This is a genomic window from Enterobacter sp. EGD-HP1 (genome assembly GCF_000733275.2).
Taxonomy (GTDB): Bacteria; Pseudomonadota; Gammaproteobacteria; order Enterobacterales; family Enterobacteriaceae; genus Enterobacter.
The window spans coordinates 1-19,698 of record NZ_AVOP01000034.1 but is presented as its reverse complement, the minus strand read 5'-3'; the positions used below and the strand labels follow the sequence as shown (position 1 = coordinate 19,698).

Genomic DNA, 19,698 nt, shown 5'->3' with positions numbered 1-19,698 from the left:
CCTATTCTGGAGACATTTCCTTTGATCAACGTCCTTCTTGTTGATGACCACGAACTGGTGCGCGCAGGGATACGACGCATTCTTGAAGATATTAAAGGTATTAAAGTTGCCGGTGAGGCGTGCTGTGGCGAAGATGCGGTAAAATGGTGCCGCACAAATTCGGCCGATGTGGTACTGATGGATATGAACATGCCCGGTATCGGTGGTCTTGAAGCAACACGCAAAATCGCGCGTACCTTTGTTGATACAAAAGTCATCATGCTGACCGTGCATACCGAAAACCCACTGCCTGCGAAAGTGATGCAGGCAGGCGCGGCGGGCTACCTGAGTAAAGGTGCTGCGCCGCAGGAAGTCGTCAATGCAATCCGCTCCGTGTTTGCCGGACAGCGCTACATTGCTTCCGACATCGCTCAGCAAATGGCGCTGAGTCAGATCGAGCCCGAGAAAACCGAATCACCGTTTGCGAGTTTGTCCGAGCGTGAATTGCAGATTATGCTGATGATCACCAAAGGTCAGAAGGTGAATGAGATCTCGGAACAGCTGAATCTCAGCCCGAAAACGGTGAACAGCTATCGTTACCGGATGTTCAGTAAACTGAACATTCATGGCGACGTCGAACTGACGCATCTGGCCATCCGGCACGGTTTGTGTAATGCGGAGACGTTGTTAAGTCAGTGAGTGATGTGTTCGATTCAAAAGCATTTCTGAAAACCGTAACCAGCCAGCCTGGCGTCTATCGCATGTATGACGCTGGCGGTACGGTTATCTACGTAGGGAAGGCAAAAGATCTTAAAAAACGCCTCTCCAGCTATTTTCGCAGCAACCTGGCCTCCCGTAAGACCGAAGCGCTGGTCTCACTCATTCAGAATATTGATGTCACCGTTACGCACACGGAGACAGAAGCGCTGCTGCTTGAGCACAACTATATAAAGCTCTATCAGCCGCGCTATAACGTCCTGTTGCGTGATGATAAATCCTACCCGTTTATTTTTCTGAGCGGCGACACCCATCCGCGCCTCGCCATGCACCGTGGTGCAAAACATGCGAAGGGCGAATATTTCGGGCCGTTCCCTAACGGCTACGCCGTGCGTGAAACGCTGGCGCTGCTGCAAAAAATCTTCCCGATCCGCCAGTGTGAGAACAGCGTTTACCGTAACCGCTCGCGCCCGTGCCTGCAGTACCAGATTGGACGCTGCCTGGGCCCCTGCGTGGCCGGACTGGTGAGTGAAGAAGAGTATGCCCAGCAGGTGGATTATGTGCGCCTGTTCCTGGCCGGAAAAGACGATCAGGTCTTAACGCAGCTGATCGCGCGGATGGAAAAAGCCAGCGCCGCACTCGAGTTCGAAGAGGCCGCGCGGATCCGCGACCAAATCCAGGCGGTGCGCAGAGTTACTGAGAAACAGTTTGTCTCGAATACCGGTGACGATCTCGACGTCATCGGCGTGGCTTTTGACGCCGGGATGGCCTGCGTGCACGTGCTGTTTATTCGCCAGGGCAAAGTGCTCGGCAGCCGCAGCTATTTCCCGAAAGTGCCCGGCGGTACCGAACTGGGTGAAGTGGTGGAAACCTTTGTTGGCCAGTTCTATCTTCAGGGGAGCCAGATGCGCACGCTGCCTTCTGAGATCCTGCTCGATTTTAATCTTGACGATAAAACCCTGCTGGCCGATTCGCTCTCTGAACTGGCGGGGCGTCGGGTCAATGTACAGACCAAGCCGCGCGGCGATCGTGCCCGTTATCTGAAGCTGGCGCGCACCAACGCGGCGACGGCACTCACCACTAAGCTGTCGCAGCAGTCGACGGTACACCAGCGTTTAACGGCCCTGGCGACGCTGCTGAAGCTTCCGGAAGTGAAACGGATGGAGTGCTTCGACATCAGCCATACGATGGGGGAACAGACGGTAGCGTCGTGCGTGGTGTTTGATGCGAATGGCCCACTGCGCGCGGAGTATCGCCGCTATAACATCACCGGGATCACCCCGGGCGATGACTATGCGGCCATGAACCAGGTGCTGCGTCGTCGCTATGGTAAAGCCATTGAAGAGAGCAAGATCCCGGATGTGATCCTGATTGACGGTGGGAAAGGACAGCTCGGCCAGGCGAAAGCCGTATTTGAATCGCTTGACGTCAGTTGGGATAAAAACCATCCGCTGCTGCTGGGCGTCGCAAAAGGGGCCGATCGTAAGGCCGGTCTGGAGACATTGTTCTTCGAGCCGGAAGGTGAGGGCTTCAGCCTTCCGCCGGACTCTCCAGCGCTGCACGTCATCCAGCATATTCGCGATGAATCTCACGATCATGCCATCAGCGGTCACCGCAAAAAACGGGCGAAGGTGAAAAATACCAGTAGCCTGGAAACGATTGAAGGCGTGGGACCAAAACGTCGTCAGATGCTGCTGAAATATATGGGCGGATTGCAAGGATTACTCAACGCCAGCGTGGAGGAAATTGCAAAAGTGCCGGGTATTTCGCAAGGGCTGGCAGAAAAGATCTACTACTCGTTGAAACATTGAGGGCTCTGTAGCAACATAGAGCTAAATTTTACTGACAACAAATAGTTACCGTCACTATGCAATATAATATCCCTACGTTGCTCACTCTCTTTCGTGTTGTACTCATCCCGTTCTTTGTACTGGCGTTTTACCTGCCGGTCGTCTGGGCACCTTTTGCCTGCGCATTGCTCTTTCTGATCGCGGCGGTTACCGACTGGTTTGATGGCTATCTGGCCCGTCGCTGGAATCAAAGCACCCGTTTCGGTGCCTTCCTCGATCCGGTGGCAGACAAAGTGATGGTTGCTATCGCGATGGTACTGGTTGCCGAGCACTATCACACCTGGTGGGTGACGCTGCCTGCGGCAACTATGATTGGTCGTGAGATCATCATCTCTGCGCTGCGCGAGTGGATGGCGGAACTGGGGAAACGCAGCAGCGTGGCGGTCTCGTGGATTGGCAAAGTCAAAACGACCGCGCAGATGGCAGCGCTGGTCTGGATGCTCTGGCGTCCAAACGCCTGGGTTGAGTGGGCGGGAATTGGTCTGCTGTGGGTTGCGGCAGTGCTGACGCTGTGGTCTATGCTGCAATATTTGAACGCTGCGCGCGGGGATTTGTTTGATCAGTGATCGTTTCGCCGTAATTTTCAGCAAACGATCCGGGGATGCAAAAAATAACGTTGACTCATAACGTCATATCAGTAGAATGCAACGCATCGAACGGCGGCACAGCAAGTCGGACGATAGTGAAATCAAGTGGTTAGACGTTTACTTGATGACATGCGGGAATAGCTCAGTTGGTAGAGCACGACCTTGCCAAGGTCGGGGTCGCGAGTTCGAGTCTCGTTTCCCGCTCCAGATTAAAGACATGCGCAATAGCGGGTGTCAGTTTGAAAAGTTTTACGGCGCGTTAGCAAAGCGGTTATGTAGCGGATTGCAAATCCGTCTAGTCCGGTTCGACTCCGGAACGCGCCTCCACTTTCTTCCCTGGCCGGATGGTGGAATCGGTAGACACAAGGGATTTAAAATCCCTCGGCGTTCGCGCTGTGTGGGTTCAAGTCCCACTCCGGCTACCATGGGAAACAAAGAATAATCAAAGCAATAAGCAGTGTCGTGAAACCACCGAAAGGTGGTTTTTTTGTGCCTGAAAATCCGCCAGTCACACCCCGCCCAAATAAGCCTTCTTCACCTCCTGATTCCCCAGCAGCTCCTCGCCGCTGCCGCTCAGCCGGATCTGTCCGTTAACCATCACATACCCGCGATCGGAAAGCTTCAGCGCGTGGTGCGCATTCTGCTCCACCAGAAAGATGGTCATGCCGTTGCGGGCCAGCTCGCGCAGCGTCTGGAAGATCTGTTTCACCACTATCGGCGCCAGACCGAGGCTCGGTTCATCCAGCAGCAGCAGCTTCGGACGGCTCATCAGCGCCCGGGCGATCGCCAGCATCTGCTGTTCCCCGCCGGACATGGTCATCGCGCGCTGCTTGCGTCGCTCCTTAAGGCGAGGGAAGAGGTCGAACATGGTTTGCATATCCTCAGCGGCAAACTGGCTGCCGATGGGGATGGTGCCCATCAGCAGGTTTTCTTCAACGGTCATATCCGGGAAGATTCGTCTGCCTTCCGGCGCCTGCGCAATGCCGCCGGAGGCGACGTAGTGGGTGGATTTATGGCTGATATCTTCACCACCGAAAAGGATCTGCCCGTTGCGGATGCGGGGCTGGCCAAAGATGGACATCAGCAGTGTCGATTTACCCGCGCCGTTTGCGCCAATCAGCGCCACGGTTTCCCCTTTATTGACCTCGAGGGAAACCTGCTTCAGCGCCTGAATGACGCCGTAAAATACATCCACCTCGCGAAAAGCCAGCAGCGGTTCGCTCATAGGGTGACCTCGCTTTCGTCCGTACCCAGGTAAGCGGCAATGACCTTTTCATCATGCTGGATCTGTTCGGGTTTTCCTCTGGCAATAACATCGCCGTGGTCGAGCACGATAATGTCGTCCGAAATCTCCATCACCATCCCCATATCATGCTCAATCAGTAATACCGTGATGTCATGATGATCCCGCAGAAAGCGAATAATGCTGCTCAGCTTATGCGTTTCAACCGGGTTCAGCCCGGCGGCGGGTTCATCCAGACAGATCATTTCCGGCCCGGTGCACATTGCTCGTGCGATTTCCAGACGCCGCTGCTGGCCGTACGACATCTCTCCAGCGAGGCGATTGGCGCAGTCCACAAGATCCACCACTTCCAGCCAGTAGAAGGCCCTGTCCAGGGCGTCGCTTTCCGCCCGCCGGTATGCCGGCGTATTTAAGATCCCGGCGAGCAGATTGCGGTTAACGCGCATATGCTGCGCGACCAGCAGGTTTTCCACGACCGACATCTCGCGAAAAAGACGGATATTTTGAAACGTGCGCGCCAGCCCTGCGCGGTTGACCAGATGCGTACCGCCAAACATTTTGTAGAACAGACGCTGCCCGAACTGCGCGGGGTTGATCCAGTCGCCCGGCTGGAATTTTTGTCCGAGGACCTGAATGACGTTGGTCGTTTTATTGCGGGTATTAAATAAAATGTTGCCGCCGGAGGCTCTGTAGAAGCCCGTCAGGCAGTTAAACACGGTGGTTTTTCCCGCCCCGTTTGGCCCAATCAGGGCGGTAATTGATCCGCGCTGCACGTCCAGGTTGACGTCGTTTAGCGCCTTAATCCCGCCGAAGTGCATCATCAGATGTTCAACGCGTAATATCGTTCCGTTCATGGCGCGACGCCCTTACGCACGGCAAACCCGCTGCGGTTAATGCGGATCAAACCGCGTGGACGCCAGATCATCATCACCACCATGAGCATGCCAAACAGCAGGACGCGGTACTCGGCGAAACTGCGCAGCAGCTCCGGCGTGACCGTGAGCACAAAGGCGGCCAGCACCACGCCTAGCGTCGAGCCCATACCGCCCAGCACCACAATGGCGAGGATCAGCGCCGATTCAAAGAAGGTAAAGGAGGTTGGATTCACGAACCCCTGATAGGTGGCGAAGAACACCCCGGCAATGCCCGCGGTCGACGCGCCCAGCGTAAAGGCAGACAGCTTAACCAGAACATGATTCAACCCCATTGAGCGGCACGCAATTTCGTCTTCTCGCAGGGCTTCCCACGCCCGACCAATCGGCATCCGCGTCAGGCGGTGCTTGATATAGAGCACCAGCATCACCACCAGGAACAGCACCGCGTAGATAAAAATAAACTTCATGTTCGGGTTGTAGGTCAGGTGGAAAAATTCGTGAAAGGGCACGCCGCCTTCTTTCGCGCGTCGCCCAAATTCCAGGCCGAAAAAGGTGGGGGGAGGGGCCGACACGCCGTTTGGGCCGCCGGTGAAGGTCAGCCAGTTGTTCAGTATCAGGCGAATAATCTCCCCGAACCCGAGGGTGACGATGGCGAGATAGTCACCGTGCATGCGCAGTACCGGGAAACCGAGCAGAGCGCCTGCGGCGGCGGCCATGATTGCCGCCAGCGGCAGCATGCTCCAGAAGCCTAAGCCGAGATACTGGTATCCCAGCGCCAGACCGTACGCCCCAATCGCATAGAACGCGACATATCCCAGATCCAGCAGACCGGCCAGACCCACGACGATATTCAGACCCAGGCCGAGAAGCACGTAGATCAGCCCGAGAATGGCGACGGTCAGCACATATTTCGTGGCGACAAACGGAAAGCAAATCGCTAGGGTTATCACCAGAGGAATAATCCAGCGCATGCGGCTTTTGTATTCCGGTGGTCGGACATATACGCCCGCGCTATCGGCTTCGAAGCGCGCCTGGAAACGGGCGCCCGCAGCGGTACCTAAAAAGGCGCTTAGCAGAAAACGCCCGAGCATGACGATGCCAACCATCCAGGCCAGCCGCTGCCCGGCGAAGTTAAAGCTGTACCCGTCCAGCACCACGCCGGCTATGGGGCCGAAGATAATCAGCGCAATCAGCCCGGAAAAAATCGCGTCCAGAATGCAGCGTTTAAGTGAAAAACCGTGTGATGTCATCATTCTCTCCCTCACACCTTGGCCACAATCGGACGCCCAAGCAGGCCCTGGGGGCGGAAAATCAGGATCATGACCAGCAGGCCGAACGAGAAGACGTCTTTATAGTCCGAGTTCACCATGCCCGAGAACTGGGCCTCCGCCACGCCGAGGATAAGGCCACCGAGCATGGCGCCGGGGAGGGAGCCGATGCCGCCGAGTACCGCCGCAGTAAAGGCTTTAATGCCGATCACGAACCCAACGTAGAAATCGAAGGTGCCGTAATTCATGGTGATCAGCACGCCTGCCAGACCGGCCATCGCCGCGCCGATGACAAAGACCAGCGAAATAATCCGGTCGGTGTTAATGCCCAGAATAGAGGCCATCTTACGATCCTGCTGCACCGCGCGGCACATCCGGCCCAGCCGGGTATGGTTGATTATCCAGGTGAGCACCAGCATGCCGGCAAACGAGGCGATCAGAATAAACACCTTGGTGTAGGTTATCTGCACGAACCCGTCACCCAGATGCAGGCGAATAACGCCGTCCAGCATTGTCGGCACCCCCTGCTGGCGCGGACCCTGGCTCAGCTGCGCGTAGTTTTGCAGGATGAGCGACATGCCGATGGCGGAGATCAGCGGCGCCAGGCGCGTGGAGTTGCGCAGCGGCTTGTAGGCGATACGCTCGATGGTCCAGCCGTACACGCCGGTTACCACGATGGTGAACACCAGCGTCCCGAGGATCAGCAGCGGGAACGACTGCAGACCGAAGAAAGAGAGCAGCGCCAGGCCAATGGCGCAGAGATAGGCGGAAATCATATATACTTCGCCGTGGGCGAAGTTGATCATGCCGATAATGCCGTACACCATGGTGTAGCCGATGGCGATTAGGCCGTAGACGGAGCCCAGCGTTAAGCCGTTAATTAACTGTTGCAGGAAGAATGTACTCATCTTAGCGCGCTCGTTTTATAGGCTGCGCGAGCCGCACAGCCTGATGTTTATTACGCGCCGACGGGCAACCCCGCCGACGTTGAGCGTGACTCCGTCCCGTTACTGTACTTCCTTATATTTTCCTTTGTCGTCCCACTGGTAAACCACGTAGTCAGACACTTTCAGATCGCCTTTGCTGTCCCAGGCTTTTTTACCCATCACCGTGTCGACGGAATTGGCTTTCAGCCACTCGCTGGCTTTGGCAGAGTCCTTACCGCCGGTCGCCTTGAAGGCCGCGGCAATGGCCTGGACGGAGGCATAGGAGTAAAGGGTGTAACCTTCCGGTTCAAATTTACCGGCGCGGAATTTCTCGATAACCGCTTTACCGTCCGGGATCAGGCGCGGATCTTTACCGAAGGTCATGTAAATACCGTTGGTGTACTGCGGGCCACCCGCGGCGGTCACCATCTCTTCGTTGACAATACAGTCGCCGGAGAAGAATTTCGCCTGCACGCCCTGTTCGCGCATCTGGCGAACCAGCGGACCGGCTTCCGGGTGACAGCCGCCGAAGAACACGACGTCCGGTTTTTGCGCGCCGATCTTCGTCACCAGCGCGTTAAAGTCTTTTTCACCGCGGGATAACCCTTCATACATCACGTCCTGAACCCCGCGTTTCGCCAGCGCCGCTTTGGTGGCGTCAGCCAGACCCTGACCATAGGTGTCTTTATCGTGAATAATCACCACGCGCTTGGCTTTCAGCTTGTCGATGATGAAGTCGCTGGCCACCTGACCCTGCTGGTCATCGCGGCCGCACATGCGGAACATGTCGCTCATGCCGCGCTCGGTGATCAGCGGGTTAGTTGAGCCGGGGGTAATCGCAATAATGCCTGCGTCGCTATACACCTCGGAGGCGGGCATGGTGGAAGAGGAGCAGAAATGGCCGACCACGGCGTTGACTTTATCCTGGTCAACTAAACGGTTGGCCACGGCCACGGCCTGCTTGGGCTCGCAGGCATCATCCCCCTGAACCAGTTTGATCTTCTCGCCGTTAATGCCGCCTGCGGCATTAATGTCTTCAGCGGCCTGCGTTGCGCCGTGCCAGTACTGATCGCCATAGGTGGCATTCGGACCGGTGAACGGCCCGGCCACGCCAATCACAATATCTGCCCGGGCGGAAAACGCCGTCACCAGGCAACCGGCCAACACAAGAGAAAGAGGAGTTCTGATAAATTTCAGCGACATTATTATGTTCCTTAGCAAAGAGGTTTTTGCACCACGGCGTAAACCCAAACGCCCGACGGCGCAGCCAATCCGAAACACGAGCAAGAACAAAATGCACTAAACGAACAAGATACAGACGGCATCCTGCATATTACGGCGAGATTTCCCTGCGCAGAGGCGCGCGAAGAACGTTAAGCAAAAACGTTGCCAGAATGGTTAACCCATTGACGGGCATGCGACATGTTTGAGTATAGAGCGCCGCGTTATGCCGCCTTGCGGGAGGAGAAGAAATTACAGCGGAGATCACATATCGTTAACAATAAAGCCCATAAGTTGTGCAAAGGTCACGGTTTGCACGTTTTTGCAGCAATAAAGACCTAAACTTCAGCCCGGAGAGGCGTGAGAGATGTGTTAGGATCGTTTCCTTTTTTGCAGGAGTGTCAGCGATGACTGAAGGCCCATTGAATGAAAGCGAAATGGCGTGGCTTGAAGAGACGTTAATGTCTTACGGTCATGATGACGCGTCCGTGATTGACGTGTCCGAACTGGACGGCATGCTTACCGCAGTGCTTTCCGGTCCTGTTGTCGTTGAGCCAGATGCTTGGCTGGTGGCGGTGTGGGGTGGCGAGAAGTACATTCCGCGCTGGAAAAACGATCGTGAGATGAACCGTTTTATCGATCTCTGCTTTAAGCATATGAACGATATTGCCGAGCGCCTGAGCGAGTACCCGGATCAGTTTGAACCGATGTTCGGTTACAACGACGTTGACGGTGAGAGCTATACCGTGGTGGAAGAGTGGTGCTATGGCTATATGCGCGGCGTGGCGCTGACGGACTGGTCAGCCTTGCCGGAAGCCCTGAAGGCCGATCTTGAGGTGATTGCGCTGCACGGGACGGAAGAGAACAGCGAAAAGCTGGATGAACTGTCCGAAGAGGAGTATATCGCCAGCATCGAAAGCATCCAGCCTGCGGCACTGCGTTTATATCAATACTGGGTTAACAACCCGCAGCAGCCGGAAGTGAAGAAGCCGACGGTGAACGGCACGAAGGTTGGTCGTAACGATCCGTGTCCTTGCGGCAGCGGGAAGAAGTTTAAGAGCTGCTGTTTGCACTGATAAAAAAAGGGGCTGATGATAGCCCCTTTTTTTTATTTAACCCACTTCCGGCAGCATCCCGGCTGCAATCAACACCTGCACCAGAATAATCACCACCCCACAGCCAAACACAACGCACAGCAGCGGTTTTCCGCCCGCCACGCGATATCCCTGCTGAGGATGCTCCTGGCGGCTTTTCCACGCCAGCAGGGAAGGGAGCAGCAGGGCCAGGATAGAGAGCGCCACCCCCGCATAGCCCAGCGCCATTACAAACCCGCGTGGGTAAAACAGCGCAAAAGCGAGCGGCGGCAGGAAGGTGATGGCCCCCGTCTGCAACCGTCCAGCCGCGGTATTGCGACGCTGGAACAGGTCGGCCAGGTAATCAAACAGGCCGAGCGCCACGCCCAGGAACGAGGTTGCCAGCGCCAGGTCGGCAAACAGGTGCACCGCCAGCTCCACGTGCGGGGAAGTAACAACCTCGCGCAGCGCCAGCAGAAAACCGTTCAGTCCAGCGTGTTGCGCCATCAGCCCAATAAAGGTTGAGGAGTCAATGCTGCCCAGCGTCACCAGCTGCCAGAAAATATAGGCGATCAGCGGGATCGCGCTGCCGATAACAAAGACGCGACGCAGCTTGCGGATATCGCCGTTCATATAGCTGACGATGCTCGGCACGCTGCCGTGGAAGCCAAACGAGGTGAAAATGACCGGGATCGCGGAAAGCGCCAGCCCTTTTTCCAGCGGCAGCGTCAGCAGGTTGACCTTGTGGACGTGCGGTGCCAGCAGCACCAGCATGATAATCAGGAAGAGAATTTTGGCGCTGAACAGAAAGCGGTTAAACAGATCGACCAGCGATGTCCCCACGCAGACCACGCCGCCGCCGATGAGCGCAAAGAAGATAGCCCCCGTTGCCGGGGTAATGTCAGAGCCAAACCAGTCGTTGACGCTGGAGGCGATGAGTTCCCCGGCGCCGCTGATATAGGCAGCGGTCAGGGCGTACATCAGGAACATCATGCTAAAGCCGGTTATCCACTGGCCGTAGCGTCCCAGATAGCGTGCCGCAAGCGAACCCAGACCGGTGTCGGCGGGCACGTGCTGGTAAACCTCAAGCAGCAGCAGGGCGGTGTAGCACATTAGCGCCCAGAGCGTACCCAGCAGCAGCAGGGTCATGCCAAATCCCACGCCCGCGGCTGCCAGGGGCATTGCCAGCATTCCTGCGCCAATCGTCGTTCCGGCGACGATAAAAATACTTCCCAGGGTTCTGTTTTTCACGCTTTCCTCTACAACGATGCTTAACCGCGAATAAATCTGCGGCGCAGAGTAAGGCAAAAGGGGTAATTCGTCAAACCACCGTTACAAGGGGTGTAATGAAAGGTTTACGTATTGCGCTGCCGGCAATTCGACGACGTGGGGCGACGGTCAGGCGTGACGTAAACAGGGCGTACGGGGAATAAAATGGGTATTTAGATGCGGGGGAGGGAAGGTCAATTAACGCGGTGCCGGAAACCGGCACCGCGCTGAAATTAATTCTGCGTATCGAGAGTGGAAAGTTCTTTATCAATAAAGTAAAGACCTTCGCCGGATTTCCCCACCAGAGATAATTTATCCAGCACGGATTTAAACAGCTTCTCTTCTTCGTGTTGTTCAGCGACGTACCACTGAAGGAAATTAAAGGTTGGATAATCCTGGCTGGTCATCGCGGCATGAACCAGTTCGTTAATTTTCTGCGTGATCAGCTGCTCGTGCTCGTAGGTGGCGCGGAACAGTTCATCGAGAGAATTATACTCGGCAAACGGTGACGTCACGGTTTCAATGCGCGGCAGGCTGCCCGTATCCGTCAGATAATCAAACAGACGCTGCATGTGGGTCATCTCTTCCTGAGCGTGACGACGCAGAAACGCGGCCGCGCCTTCGAAGCTGTGATAGCTGCACCACGCGCTCATCTGCTGGTAGAGCAGGGATGAAAAAAGCTCAAGATTCATTTGTGCGTTGAGCTTGTCGATCATTTCAGTTTTCAGCATGGTGACGCTCCGGATTATTATTTCTGGTTCACAATGAGCGACACTATAATTTGTTATTTAATTATTTGCAAAACGTAAAATATTTATTTTATTTATTTAAAATACGAATGGGAATAAAACGCATTGGCGATTTTTATAACCTAATAATGAGAATTGTTTTTGTTCGTAATGAAATAAACTGCCAGCACACGCTGGCAGCTTCGATTAATACCACGGATTATTTGACTTAGGGTTAACGGCGTAGCCCATACATTTATACTGGATAGTCACGCTCTCGTTCAGGCACAAAGAGCCGCTCGTCAGGGTGCAGGTTTTAATGGGCTGACCATAAGCTGAGGCTGTGGCATACCCCATACTCTGACACGCTTTTGCCGCCGTGCCGTTATTTACATACTCATCGGAATACGCATTTTGCAGCGCTGCCTGGCCGTAGTCGAGGCGGACGATGCCGTTCGGCGCGTCGAGGCTGCTGACTTCAGCCTGGCGGTTGATACTACACCCCGCGAGCAGCAGGATTGTGCCGGCTACAATGACTCTTTTCATGGTTCGCTCTGAGTGGATGGAAATACGTTATCGTACCCGCAGATGCCCACTGCAATGCCTGGAATAGCCGGACAATCTGCCCTCACTCTTCGCAACGGGTCAAAGGTCAGCGCTTTCAGACCATGTCCTGATAGAAATGTGATGTGCATCACAAAAATGTTGATTTTTGTGATAATGGTCATATTATAAGCACGTTGACGATAAAGTTGTATAACAAGTTAATGGAGCACCATCGTGAAACTGCGCAAAATCCTGAAAAGCATGTGGGCCAATTACTGCCGCACGTTCAAAGACGTGCCGCCGGGCGCCATGTTCTGATAAAAAAACCTGCTTCGGCGGGTTTTTTTGTGCCTGCAGGCGACGAAGGGAAGATGTCAGGGGGCGTGTTTTGATACTATGGCGGCCTTTAAATAAGGAGAAAACCCCCATGTCACAAAACCTGAGCGCCGATCAGGAACTGGTCTCTGACGTTGTCGCCTGTCAGCTGGTGATCAAACAAATTCTTGATGTTCTGGACGTGATTGCGCCGGTTGAAGTGCGCGAGAAGATGTCTACGCAGCTGAAAAACATCGATTTCGCCAGCCATCCTGCTGCCGCTGACCCGGTCACGCTTCGTGCGATCCAGAAAGCCATCGCGCTGATTGAGCTGCGATTCACCCCGCAGGGTGAGTCCCACTAAAGCAGGGAAATGGGCGACGGCCTGTGTCGCCCTTTGATGCGGTTAGAAGCACGTCTGGACCAGCAGGTAGCTCGCCGCGCACGCGCAGCTTACCCCAATCAGCCCTGGCAGAATAAAGCTGTGGTTGATGATAAATTTGCCGATGCGGGTCGTGCCTGAACGGTCAAAGCCGATGCAGGCCAAATCACTTGGATAGGTCGGCAGGACAAAATAGCCGTATGACGCTGGGAAAAAGGCGATCAGCATTTTCGGGTCGATGCCGAGCATCAGGCCCATAGGCGCAACGGCCGTCAGCGCAGCCGCCTGGCTGTTCACCAGTTTTGACACCAGAAACAGCACAATGGCATACGTCCACGGGTGGCTTTTCACCACGCCTTCCAGCGCCAGCTTTAGCTCATCAAGATGCGCCTGGAAAAAGGTATCGCTCATCCACGCCACGCCGAACACCGAGAAGATCGCCACCATACCGGCCTTAAACACCGCACCGTTGGAAATCGCCGACGCATTGACCTTACAGGCCATCAGCATCACGGCGCCCGCAATTAACATCATCATTTGAATGACAAGGTTCATCGACAGCGCCGTCATTTTGCCTTTCAGCTCAAAGGCGGGGCGCAGTTCAGGGAATGCCCCCAGCAGGACAACCACGGCAATACCGGCAAAGAAAATCCACGTGGACCAGTGGGCCTGTTTAGGGAAACGCTGATTCATTAACGTCTCCGTACCGCCGTAGATAAACTCGCGCTGCTTAGGATCTTTCAGCTTTTCCTGAAACTCCACGTCATCAGCCAAATCTTTTCCGCGGCGTAAACTCCACAGGGCCGCAATGGCCACGCCGAAAAGCGAAGCGGGAACCGACACGGCGAGAATTTCCAGGATCCCCCACGCGTGGCCGATCCCATGCTGGGCCGCCAGGATGGAGACCAGCGACACGACGGCAACGGAAACGGGGGAAGCCGTAATCGCCATCTGTGATGCCACCGAGGCCACGGCCATGGGGCGCTCGGGACGGATCCCTTTTTTCAGGGCGATATCCGCAATGATGGGGAACATGGTGTAGACCACATGCCCGGTGCCGCACAGAAAGGTCAGCATCCAGGTGGTGAAAGGGGCGAGCAGGGTGATGTGCTGTGGGTGTTTGCGCAGCAGACGTTCAGCAAACTGCATCATGACGTTGAGGCCGCCGGCGGTCTGCAGCGTAGCGGCACAACCAATCACCGCGAGGATGGTCAGCATAACGTCTACCGGCGGCTTACCCGGTTGCAGACCAAAGACAAAACATAAAATAAAAAGACCAATACCGCTGATTAACCCAAGCCCCATACCGCCGAAACGCGTACCCGTCAGCAGGCAGAGGAGAATGACAACAAACTCAATGGTGATCATGATGCTCCCTCGTCAATGATTATGTAACTAAATAAATCATCACACGTTGTGTGGTTAATCATTGGGAGCCAGATCTGATTTGTTAAATTTCAGCATAAGCAGGAGGTTGGAGGGGGGAAAAGGAATCCTGCCTCAGGTGGGAGGAGGGATCCCCACAAAACAATGCCTGCACGGACGACGCCCTCTCCCTTGAGGGAGAGGGCTGGGGTGAGGGGGAACATACGGCTGTGGTGGTCATTCCGTTCACTTCATGTTCCTTGCTACTCTGTAACGACATGACCGGTGAACGTGCCGGGGCGGCTCAATCGCCGCTTCGCGGTTCCCTCAGCTTATTTCATCGCTTCAGGTTAATAAATTCCTGGGAAACCCTCAGCCCGGTTGGAGCAGATTAAAAACTCAGTGGTGCTGCACGGCCACAATATCGAGCAGATGACGGTCGGTTTGCTCAGGACATAAACCCGCCTGCTGCGCATTATGGATCTCATCCGCCAGCGTCTTCAGCAGCATGCCGTCCTGCTGCTGCTCTTTGTCCATATCGCGTAAGAATTTAAGCGTCGTAATGTCCTGCTGCGCTTTGGCTTCATCGGCCAGCTTGCTGAGGGTGCTGCAGCGCTGTTCATACTCTTCAAGCGTTTTCTGAAACAGCTCTTCCAGGCAAGAGTAGTTTTCATTGATCCCATCAAGGGCTTTAACGACAGGATTTGCCCCTGAGGCTTTCAGGAAGTTAAAGACACGCATCATATGGGTGACGTTACTTTGCGCCTGAGAGCGAAAGAACGTGGCAGATCCCGTGAGGCTATTCTCGGCACACCACGCACTTAAGTGAAGGTGCAGATTCGAGGCGTAGAACTCAAGGTTCATCTGCGCGTTAAGTTTTTGCATCATCGTTGGGGTAGCCATACTCATATCCTTATTGACTGTGGGACGTGATGTCCGTTGCATAACCTGAGCGTCAGGCAAATACGAAGAAAAGAGCAGAAATACAGATACTGCCGTGACCGAAGTCGACCGAAATTCACTTCCTGTGTTCGATATAAATAAGCATACCCTTGTCTTTGGTCTAAGAAAACTCTTAATTAGGCTGTGTTTACCATACATTACAAACTTTAATATAGTACAGAAATGCAATTAGCTAGCCATGAATTAAACATTGTTTAATGGACTGATAGTTAACGGTTTTTGTTGCTGAGATACATGGTTACTCTTTCGGAAATATTAAGTTGGAATATTACTCCGAGAAAAAGAGAAATACGGTTTAATCGTTTCGAATATATGATGTGCCAATAAAATTGCGCTAAATCAATTTCTGCGAAATAGCGGTTTTTCAGGTGACTCATGCATTTTTGATGAAAAACATATTAAACCCCTTTAACGCCAGGTGTCGTTTTGCCCGCTGAGGAGGATCAGGGATATCTTAGCTAATCTTATGGATAATTCTGCTTAACCCCATTCCATTTGTCTGACAAATCCTGCCTTTTTTATGTCATTTTTCGCTGAATTTATGTACGCAATTACTGTAATTCTGCGGTGTGATGGGGCTCTCTTATGGATGATTAATTTCCCGCTAAAACTATCACCAGCAATAACGCTTATGACGAGGTAAGCGCTAATGCCTTGTTTTAAGTCCGATTAAATAAGAAGCACGCACATATTCCCTACAGAAAAGAATGCTAAAGCTGGAGTTTACCATGCACAAATTTACTAAAGCGCTGGCGGCCATCGGTCTGGCTGCCGTTATGTCACAATCCGCTATCGCTGAGAATTTAAAACTTGGTTTTTTGGTAAAACAGCCCGAAGAGCCCTGGTTCCAGACTGAGTGGAAATTCGCCGATAAAGCCGGGAAAGATTTAGGTTTTGAAGTCATTAAAATCGCCGTGCCTGACGGTGAAAAAACCCTGAACGCCATCGACAGCCTGGCGGCCAGCGGCGCAAAAGGTTTCGTTATCTGTACCCCGGATCCAAAGCTGGGATCGGCAATCGCGGCGAAAGCGCGCGGTTACGATATGAAGGTCATCGCGGTTGACGATCAGTTCGTTAACGCCAAAGGCAAACCGATGGACAGCGTACCGCTGGTCATGATGGCGGCAACCAAAATCGGTGAACGCCAGGGCCAGGAACTCTATAAAGAGATGCAGAAACGCGGCTGGGATGTCAAAGAGACCGCGGTGATGGCTATCACGGCTGACGAGCTGGACACTGCACGTCGTCGTACTACTGGTTCAATGGACGCGCTGAAAGCGGCCGGCTTCCCGGAAAAACAGATCTACAAAGTCCCAACTAAATCCAACGATATCCCGGGGGCTTTCGACGCCGCGAACTCGATGCTGGTCCAGCACCCGGAGGTTAAACACTGGCTGGTGGTCGGCATGAACGACAACACCGTGCTGGGTGGGGTTCGTGCGACGGAAGGCCAGGGCTTCAAAGCGCCTGACGTGATCGGGATTGGCATCAACGGCGTTGACGCCGTAAGCGAGCTGTCCAAAGCGCAGGCTACCGGGTTCTACGGTTCTCTGCTGCCAAGCCCGGACGTTCACGGCTACAAATCCAGTGAGATGCTCTACAACTGGGTAACCAAAGGGGCTGAACCGCCGAAATTTACCGAAGTGACCGACGTGGTGCTGATTACCCGCGACAACTTCAAAGAGGAGCTGGCGAAAAAAGGACTGGGCGGTAAGTAAATACGCTGTGATTGTGCCCCTCATGCATCGTGAGGGGCCTGACGTACACACTACAGGAATCACGGAGTCGTTATGCAACAGTCTAATCCGTATCTCTCTTTTCGCGGCATCGGGAAAACCTTCCCCGGTGTTAACGCGCTGACCGATATCAGCTTCGACTGCTATGCCGGCCAGGTTCACGCCCTGATGGGGGAAAACGGTGCCGGAAAATCCACGCTGTTGAAAATTCTCAGCGGCAACTATACGCCGACGACCGGCACGCTGGCTCTGCGCGGTGAAGAGGTGGCCTTTGCCGATACCACGGCGGCGCTCAATGCCGGGGTGGCGATTATCTATCAGGAGCTGCACCTCATTCCTGAGATGACCGTGGCGGAAAACATCTATTTAGGACAGCTCCCGCACAAAGGCGGCGTGGTGAATCGTTCGCTACTTAATTATGAAGCGGGGCTGCAGCTTAAGCACCTGGGTCTGGACGTTGATCCCCAGACGCCGCTGAAATACCTCTCCATCGGCCAGTGGCAGATGGTTGAAATTGCCAAGGCGCTGGCGCGTAACGCCAGGGTTATTGCCTTCGATGAACCTACCAGTTCGCTCTCCGCGCGCGAAATCGACAATCTGTTCCGCGTGATCCGTGAATTACGTCAGGAAGGCCGTACGATTTTGTATGTCTCGCACCGCATGGAAGAGATATTTGCTCTGAGCGATGCCATCACCGTCTTTAAAGATGGCCGCTATGTGCGCACCTTTACCGATATGCAGCAGGTTAACCATGACCAGCTTGTTCAGGCGATGGTCGGCCGCGACCTGGGCGATATCTATCACTGGAAACCCAGGGAGTACGGCCCTGAACGCCTGCGACTGGACAACGTCAAAGCGCCGGGCGTACGAACGCCGGTTTCGTTATCCGTGCGCAGCGGGGAGATCGTCGGGCTATTTGGCCTGGTGGGGGCGGGGCGCAGCGAGCTGATGAAAGGCCTGTTCGGCGGTACCCGCATTACCGATGGGCAGGTCTCCATTGACGGCGAACGGATAGATATCCAGAAACCGGCCCATGCGATCAAGGCGGGCATGATGCTCTGCCCGGAAGACCGTAAAGCCGAAGGGATTATTCCCGTGCATTCGGTACGCGACAACATCAATATTTCCGCCCGCCGCAAGTTTATTCGCGCAGGCTGCCTGATAAACGATAGCTGGGAGTCGAGCAATGCCGACCACCATATTCGCTCGCTGAATATCAAAACGCCGGGTCCGGAACAGCTGATCATGAATCTGTCAGGCGGAAATCAGCAGAAGGCGATTTTAGGCCGCTGGCTGTCAGAAGATATGAAGGTCATTTTACTGGACGAGCCGACGCGCGGTATCGATGTGGGGGCAAAACACGAGATTTATAACGTGATCTATGAGCTGGCAAAACGCGGCGTGGCGGTGCTCTTCGCCTCCAGCGATCTGCCGGAGGTGCTTGGCGTGGCCGACCGCATTGTGGTGATGCGTGAAGGCGAAATTGCCGGCGAATTACTTCATGAACAGGCGAATGAACAACAGGCGTTGAACCTCGCCATGCCTAAAGTCAGCCAGGCTGTCGCCTGAGTAAGGAGTTAATGATGTCCTCTGTTACTACATCCGGAGTGCCGAAGTCGAAGTCGGCGTTGAGTTTTGGGCGCATCTGGGATCAGTACGGCATGCTGGTGGTTTTTGCCGCGTTATTCCTTGCCTGCGCGATCTTTGTCCCTAATTTTGCCACCTTCATTAATATGAAGGGGCTGGGGCTGGCCATTTCCATGTCCGGGATGGTGGCCTGCGGGATGCTGTTCTGTCTGGCCTCCGGCGATTTTGACCTGTCGGTGGCGTCGGTGATTGCCTGTGCGGGCGTCACGACGGCAGTGGTGATCAACATGACGGAAAGCCTGTGGATAGGCGTTCTGGCCGGTCTGCTACTCGGCGTCATCAGCGGTCTGGTGAACGGTTTTGTTATCGCCCGCCTGAAGATTAACGCCCTGATTACGACGCTCGCGACGATGCAAATTGTCCGCGGGCTGGCCTATATCATCTCCGACGGTAAAGCGGTGGGGATTGAAGACGAGCGCTTCTTTACGCTGGGTTATGCCAACTGGCTGGGTCTGCCCGCGCCTATCTGGCTGACCGTGGCCTGCCTGATCCTGTTCGGCTTCCTGCTTAACCGGACCACCTTTGGCCGTAATACGCTGGCGATTGGCGGTAACGAAGAGGCCGCTCGCCTGGCCGGGGTGCCGGTGGTACGAACCAAGATTATTATCTTTGTGCTCTCAGGGCTGGTTTCGGCCGCAGCGGGGATTATTCTGGCTTCGCGTATGACCAGCGGCCAGCCGATGACCTCTATCGGTTACGAGCTGATCGTCATTTCGGCCTGCGTTTTAGGGGGCGTTTCCCTCAAGGGCGGCATCGGAAAAATCTCATATGTGGTGGCCGGTATCCTGATTTTGGGGACGGTGGAGAACGCCATGAACCTGCTGAATATTTCGCCGTTCTCGCAGTACGTCGTGCGTGGTCTGATCCTGCTGGCAGCCGTGATTTTCGACCGTTACAAGCAAAAAGCGAAGCGCACCGTGTAACGCCAGCGCTGCGTTTTTATTGCACAACTCATAACCTTAGTTGACCCCAGAACCGCCCCGCCAGTTTTACTGGCGGGGCGGGTGT

General features: G+C 54.6%; 19 protein-coding genes and 3 tRNA genes. 12 read left to right on the top strand and 10 right to left on the bottom strand.

Annotated features, from left to right (window positions below; translation table 11 throughout):
* Positions 1-21: 21 nt before the first annotated feature.
* From uvrY to N037_RS18850, 6 genes are all read left to right on the top strand, one after another.
* Positions 22-678, top strand: a complete 657-nt coding sequence (uvrY, locus tag N037_RS18875) for a UvrY/SirA/GacA family response regulator transcription factor (RefSeq protein WP_013096026.1) — start codon at positions 22-24, stop codon at positions 676-678.
* The gene (gene uvrC, locus N037_RS18870; protein WP_032642765.1) at positions 675-2,507 is read left to right on the top strand and encodes an excinuclease ABC subunit UvrC; all 1,833 of its coding nucleotides are present in this window, start codon (positions 675-677) and stop codon (positions 2,505-2,507) included. Before uvrY ends, uvrC begins: the two co-directional genes overlap by 4 nt.
* Positions 2,508-2,563: 56 nt before the next feature.
* On the top strand, positions 2,564-3,112 hold the full coding sequence (gene pgsA / locus N037_RS18865; protein WP_032642764.1) for a CDP-diacylglycerol--glycerol-3-phosphate 3-phosphatidyltransferase: 549 nt from the start codon (positions 2,564-2,566) through the stop codon (positions 3,110-3,112).
* 152 nt (positions 3,113-3,264) lie between these two features.
* Positions 3,265-3,340: transfer RNA gene (locus N037_RS18860), tRNA-Gly, on the top strand.
* 46 nt (positions 3,341-3,386) lie between these two features.
* A tRNA-Cys gene (locus N037_RS18855) sits at positions 3,387-3,460 on the top strand.
* Between the two features lie 11 nt (positions 3,461-3,471).
* Positions 3,472-3,558, top strand: a tRNA-Leu gene (locus N037_RS18850).
* Between the two features lie 83 nt (positions 3,559-3,641).
* On the opposite strand, the gene N037_RS18845 is transcribed toward N037_RS18850, so the two are convergent.
* The 5 genes from N037_RS18845 to N037_RS18825 form a co-directional block, all read right to left on the bottom strand.
* Positions 3,642-4,358, bottom strand: a complete 717-nt coding sequence (locus tag N037_RS18845; protein ID WP_032642763.1) for an ABC transporter ATP-binding protein — start codon at positions 4,356-4,358, stop codon at positions 3,642-3,644.
* Entirely contained in the window at positions 4,355-5,230 is an 876-nt protein-coding gene (locus N037_RS18840; RefSeq protein ID WP_023336151.1) for an ATP-binding cassette domain-containing protein, read from the bottom strand. The genes N037_RS18845 and N037_RS18840 overlap by 4 nt, the downstream gene beginning before the upstream one ends.
* Entirely contained in the window at positions 5,227-6,501 is a 1,275-nt protein-coding gene (livM, locus tag N037_RS18835; protein WP_032642762.1) for a high-affinity branched-chain amino acid ABC transporter permease LivM, read from the bottom strand. The genes N037_RS18840 and livM overlap by 4 nt, the downstream gene beginning before the upstream one ends.
* Positions 6,502-6,512: 11 nt before the next feature.
* Complete coding sequence (locus N037_RS18830; RefSeq protein WP_023336149.1) at positions 6,513-7,427, bottom strand: ABC transporter permease subunit; 915 nt, start codon at positions 7,425-7,427, stop codon at positions 6,513-6,515.
* 99 nt (positions 7,428-7,526) lie between these two features.
* The gene (locus tag N037_RS18825) at positions 7,527-8,648 is read right to left on the bottom strand and encodes a branched-chain amino acid ABC transporter substrate-binding protein (RefSeq protein ID WP_023312277.1); all 1,122 of its coding nucleotides are present in this window, start codon (positions 8,646-8,648) and stop codon (positions 7,527-7,529) included.
* A 425-nt stretch (positions 8,649-9,073) separates the two neighbouring features.
* Between N037_RS18825 and N037_RS18820 the strand changes: the two genes are divergently transcribed.
* A complete protein-coding gene (locus tag N037_RS18820; RefSeq protein WP_023336148.1) occupies positions 9,074-9,742 on the top strand; it encodes a YecA/YgfB family protein in 669 nt (222 codons plus the stop codon).
* Positions 9,743-9,778: 36 nt separating this feature from the next.
* On the opposite strand, the gene tyrP is transcribed toward N037_RS18820, so the two are convergent.
* The 3 genes from tyrP to yecR all read right to left on the bottom strand — a co-directional run bounded on the left by tyrP (position 9,779) and on the right by yecR (position 12,282).
* Positions 9,779-10,930 carry a tyrosine transporter TyrP gene (gene tyrP / locus N037_RS18815; RefSeq protein ID WP_231686699.1) on the bottom strand — a complete coding sequence of 384 codons (1,152 nt, stop codon included), beginning with the start codon at positions 10,928-10,930 and terminating at the stop codon, positions 9,779-9,781.
* Between the two features lie 311 nt (positions 10,931-11,241).
* Positions 11,242-11,739 carry a non-heme ferritin gene (gene ftnA / locus N037_RS18810; RefSeq protein WP_023336146.1) on the bottom strand — a complete coding sequence of 166 codons (498 nt, stop codon included), beginning with the start codon at positions 11,737-11,739 and terminating at the stop codon, positions 11,242-11,244.
* Positions 11,740-11,943: 204 nt separating this feature from the next.
* Positions 11,944-12,282: a YecR family lipoprotein gene (gene yecR / locus N037_RS18805; protein ID WP_023336145.1), complete on the bottom strand. Its 339-nt coding sequence runs from the start codon at positions 12,280-12,282 to the stop codon at positions 11,944-11,946.
* A 234-nt stretch (positions 12,283-12,516) separates the two neighbouring features.
* Here yecR and azuC point away from each other — a divergent pair, with 234 nt between their 5' ends.
* Positions 12,517-12,600 carry a stress response protein AzuC gene (gene azuC / locus N037_RS24950; protein WP_014884364.1) on the top strand — a complete coding sequence of 28 codons (84 nt, stop codon included), beginning with the start codon at positions 12,517-12,519 and terminating at the stop codon, positions 12,598-12,600.
* Between the two features lie 109 nt (positions 12,601-12,709).
* Positions 12,710-12,961 (top strand): DUF2766 family protein, encoded by a 252-nt coding sequence (locus tag N037_RS18800; RefSeq protein ID WP_008500405.1) that lies wholly within the window; start codon positions 12,710-12,712, stop codon positions 12,959-12,961.
* Between the two features lie 42 nt (positions 12,962-13,003).
* Here the strand turns inward: N037_RS18800 and N037_RS18795 are convergent, their stop codons facing one another.
* Both N037_RS18795 and N037_RS18790 read right to left on the bottom strand, forming a co-directional pair.
* Positions 13,004-14,347, bottom strand: coding sequence for an anaerobic C4-dicarboxylate transporter (locus N037_RS18795; RefSeq protein ID WP_032642760.1), 1,344 nt, complete (start codon positions 14,345-14,347; stop codon positions 13,004-13,006).
* 396 nt (positions 14,348-14,743) lie between these two features.
* Entirely contained in the window at positions 14,744-15,247 is a 504-nt protein-coding gene (locus N037_RS18790) for a non-heme ferritin-like protein (RefSeq protein ID WP_032642759.1), read from the bottom strand.
* Positions 15,248-16,035: 788 nt separating this feature from the next.
* On the opposite strand from N037_RS18790, the gene araF reads away from it, so the two are divergent.
* From araF to araH, 3 genes are all read left to right on the top strand, one after another.
* On the top strand, positions 16,036-17,025 hold the full coding sequence (gene araF / locus N037_RS18785) for an arabinose ABC transporter substrate-binding protein AraF (protein WP_008500409.1): 990 nt from the start codon (positions 16,036-16,038) through the stop codon (positions 17,023-17,025).
* Positions 17,026-17,097: 72 nt separating this feature from the next.
* Positions 17,098-18,612 carry an L-arabinose ABC transporter ATP-binding protein AraG gene (gene araG / locus N037_RS18780; protein ID WP_032642758.1) on the top strand — a complete coding sequence of 505 codons (1,515 nt, stop codon included), beginning with the start codon at positions 17,098-17,100 and terminating at the stop codon, positions 18,610-18,612.
* Positions 18,613-18,626: 14 nt separating this feature from the next.
* On the top strand, positions 18,627-19,613 hold the full coding sequence (gene araH / locus N037_RS18775) for an L-arabinose ABC transporter permease AraH (RefSeq protein WP_023336141.1): 987 nt from the start codon (positions 18,627-18,629) through the stop codon (positions 19,611-19,613).
* Positions 19,614-19,698 lie beyond the last annotated feature (85 nt).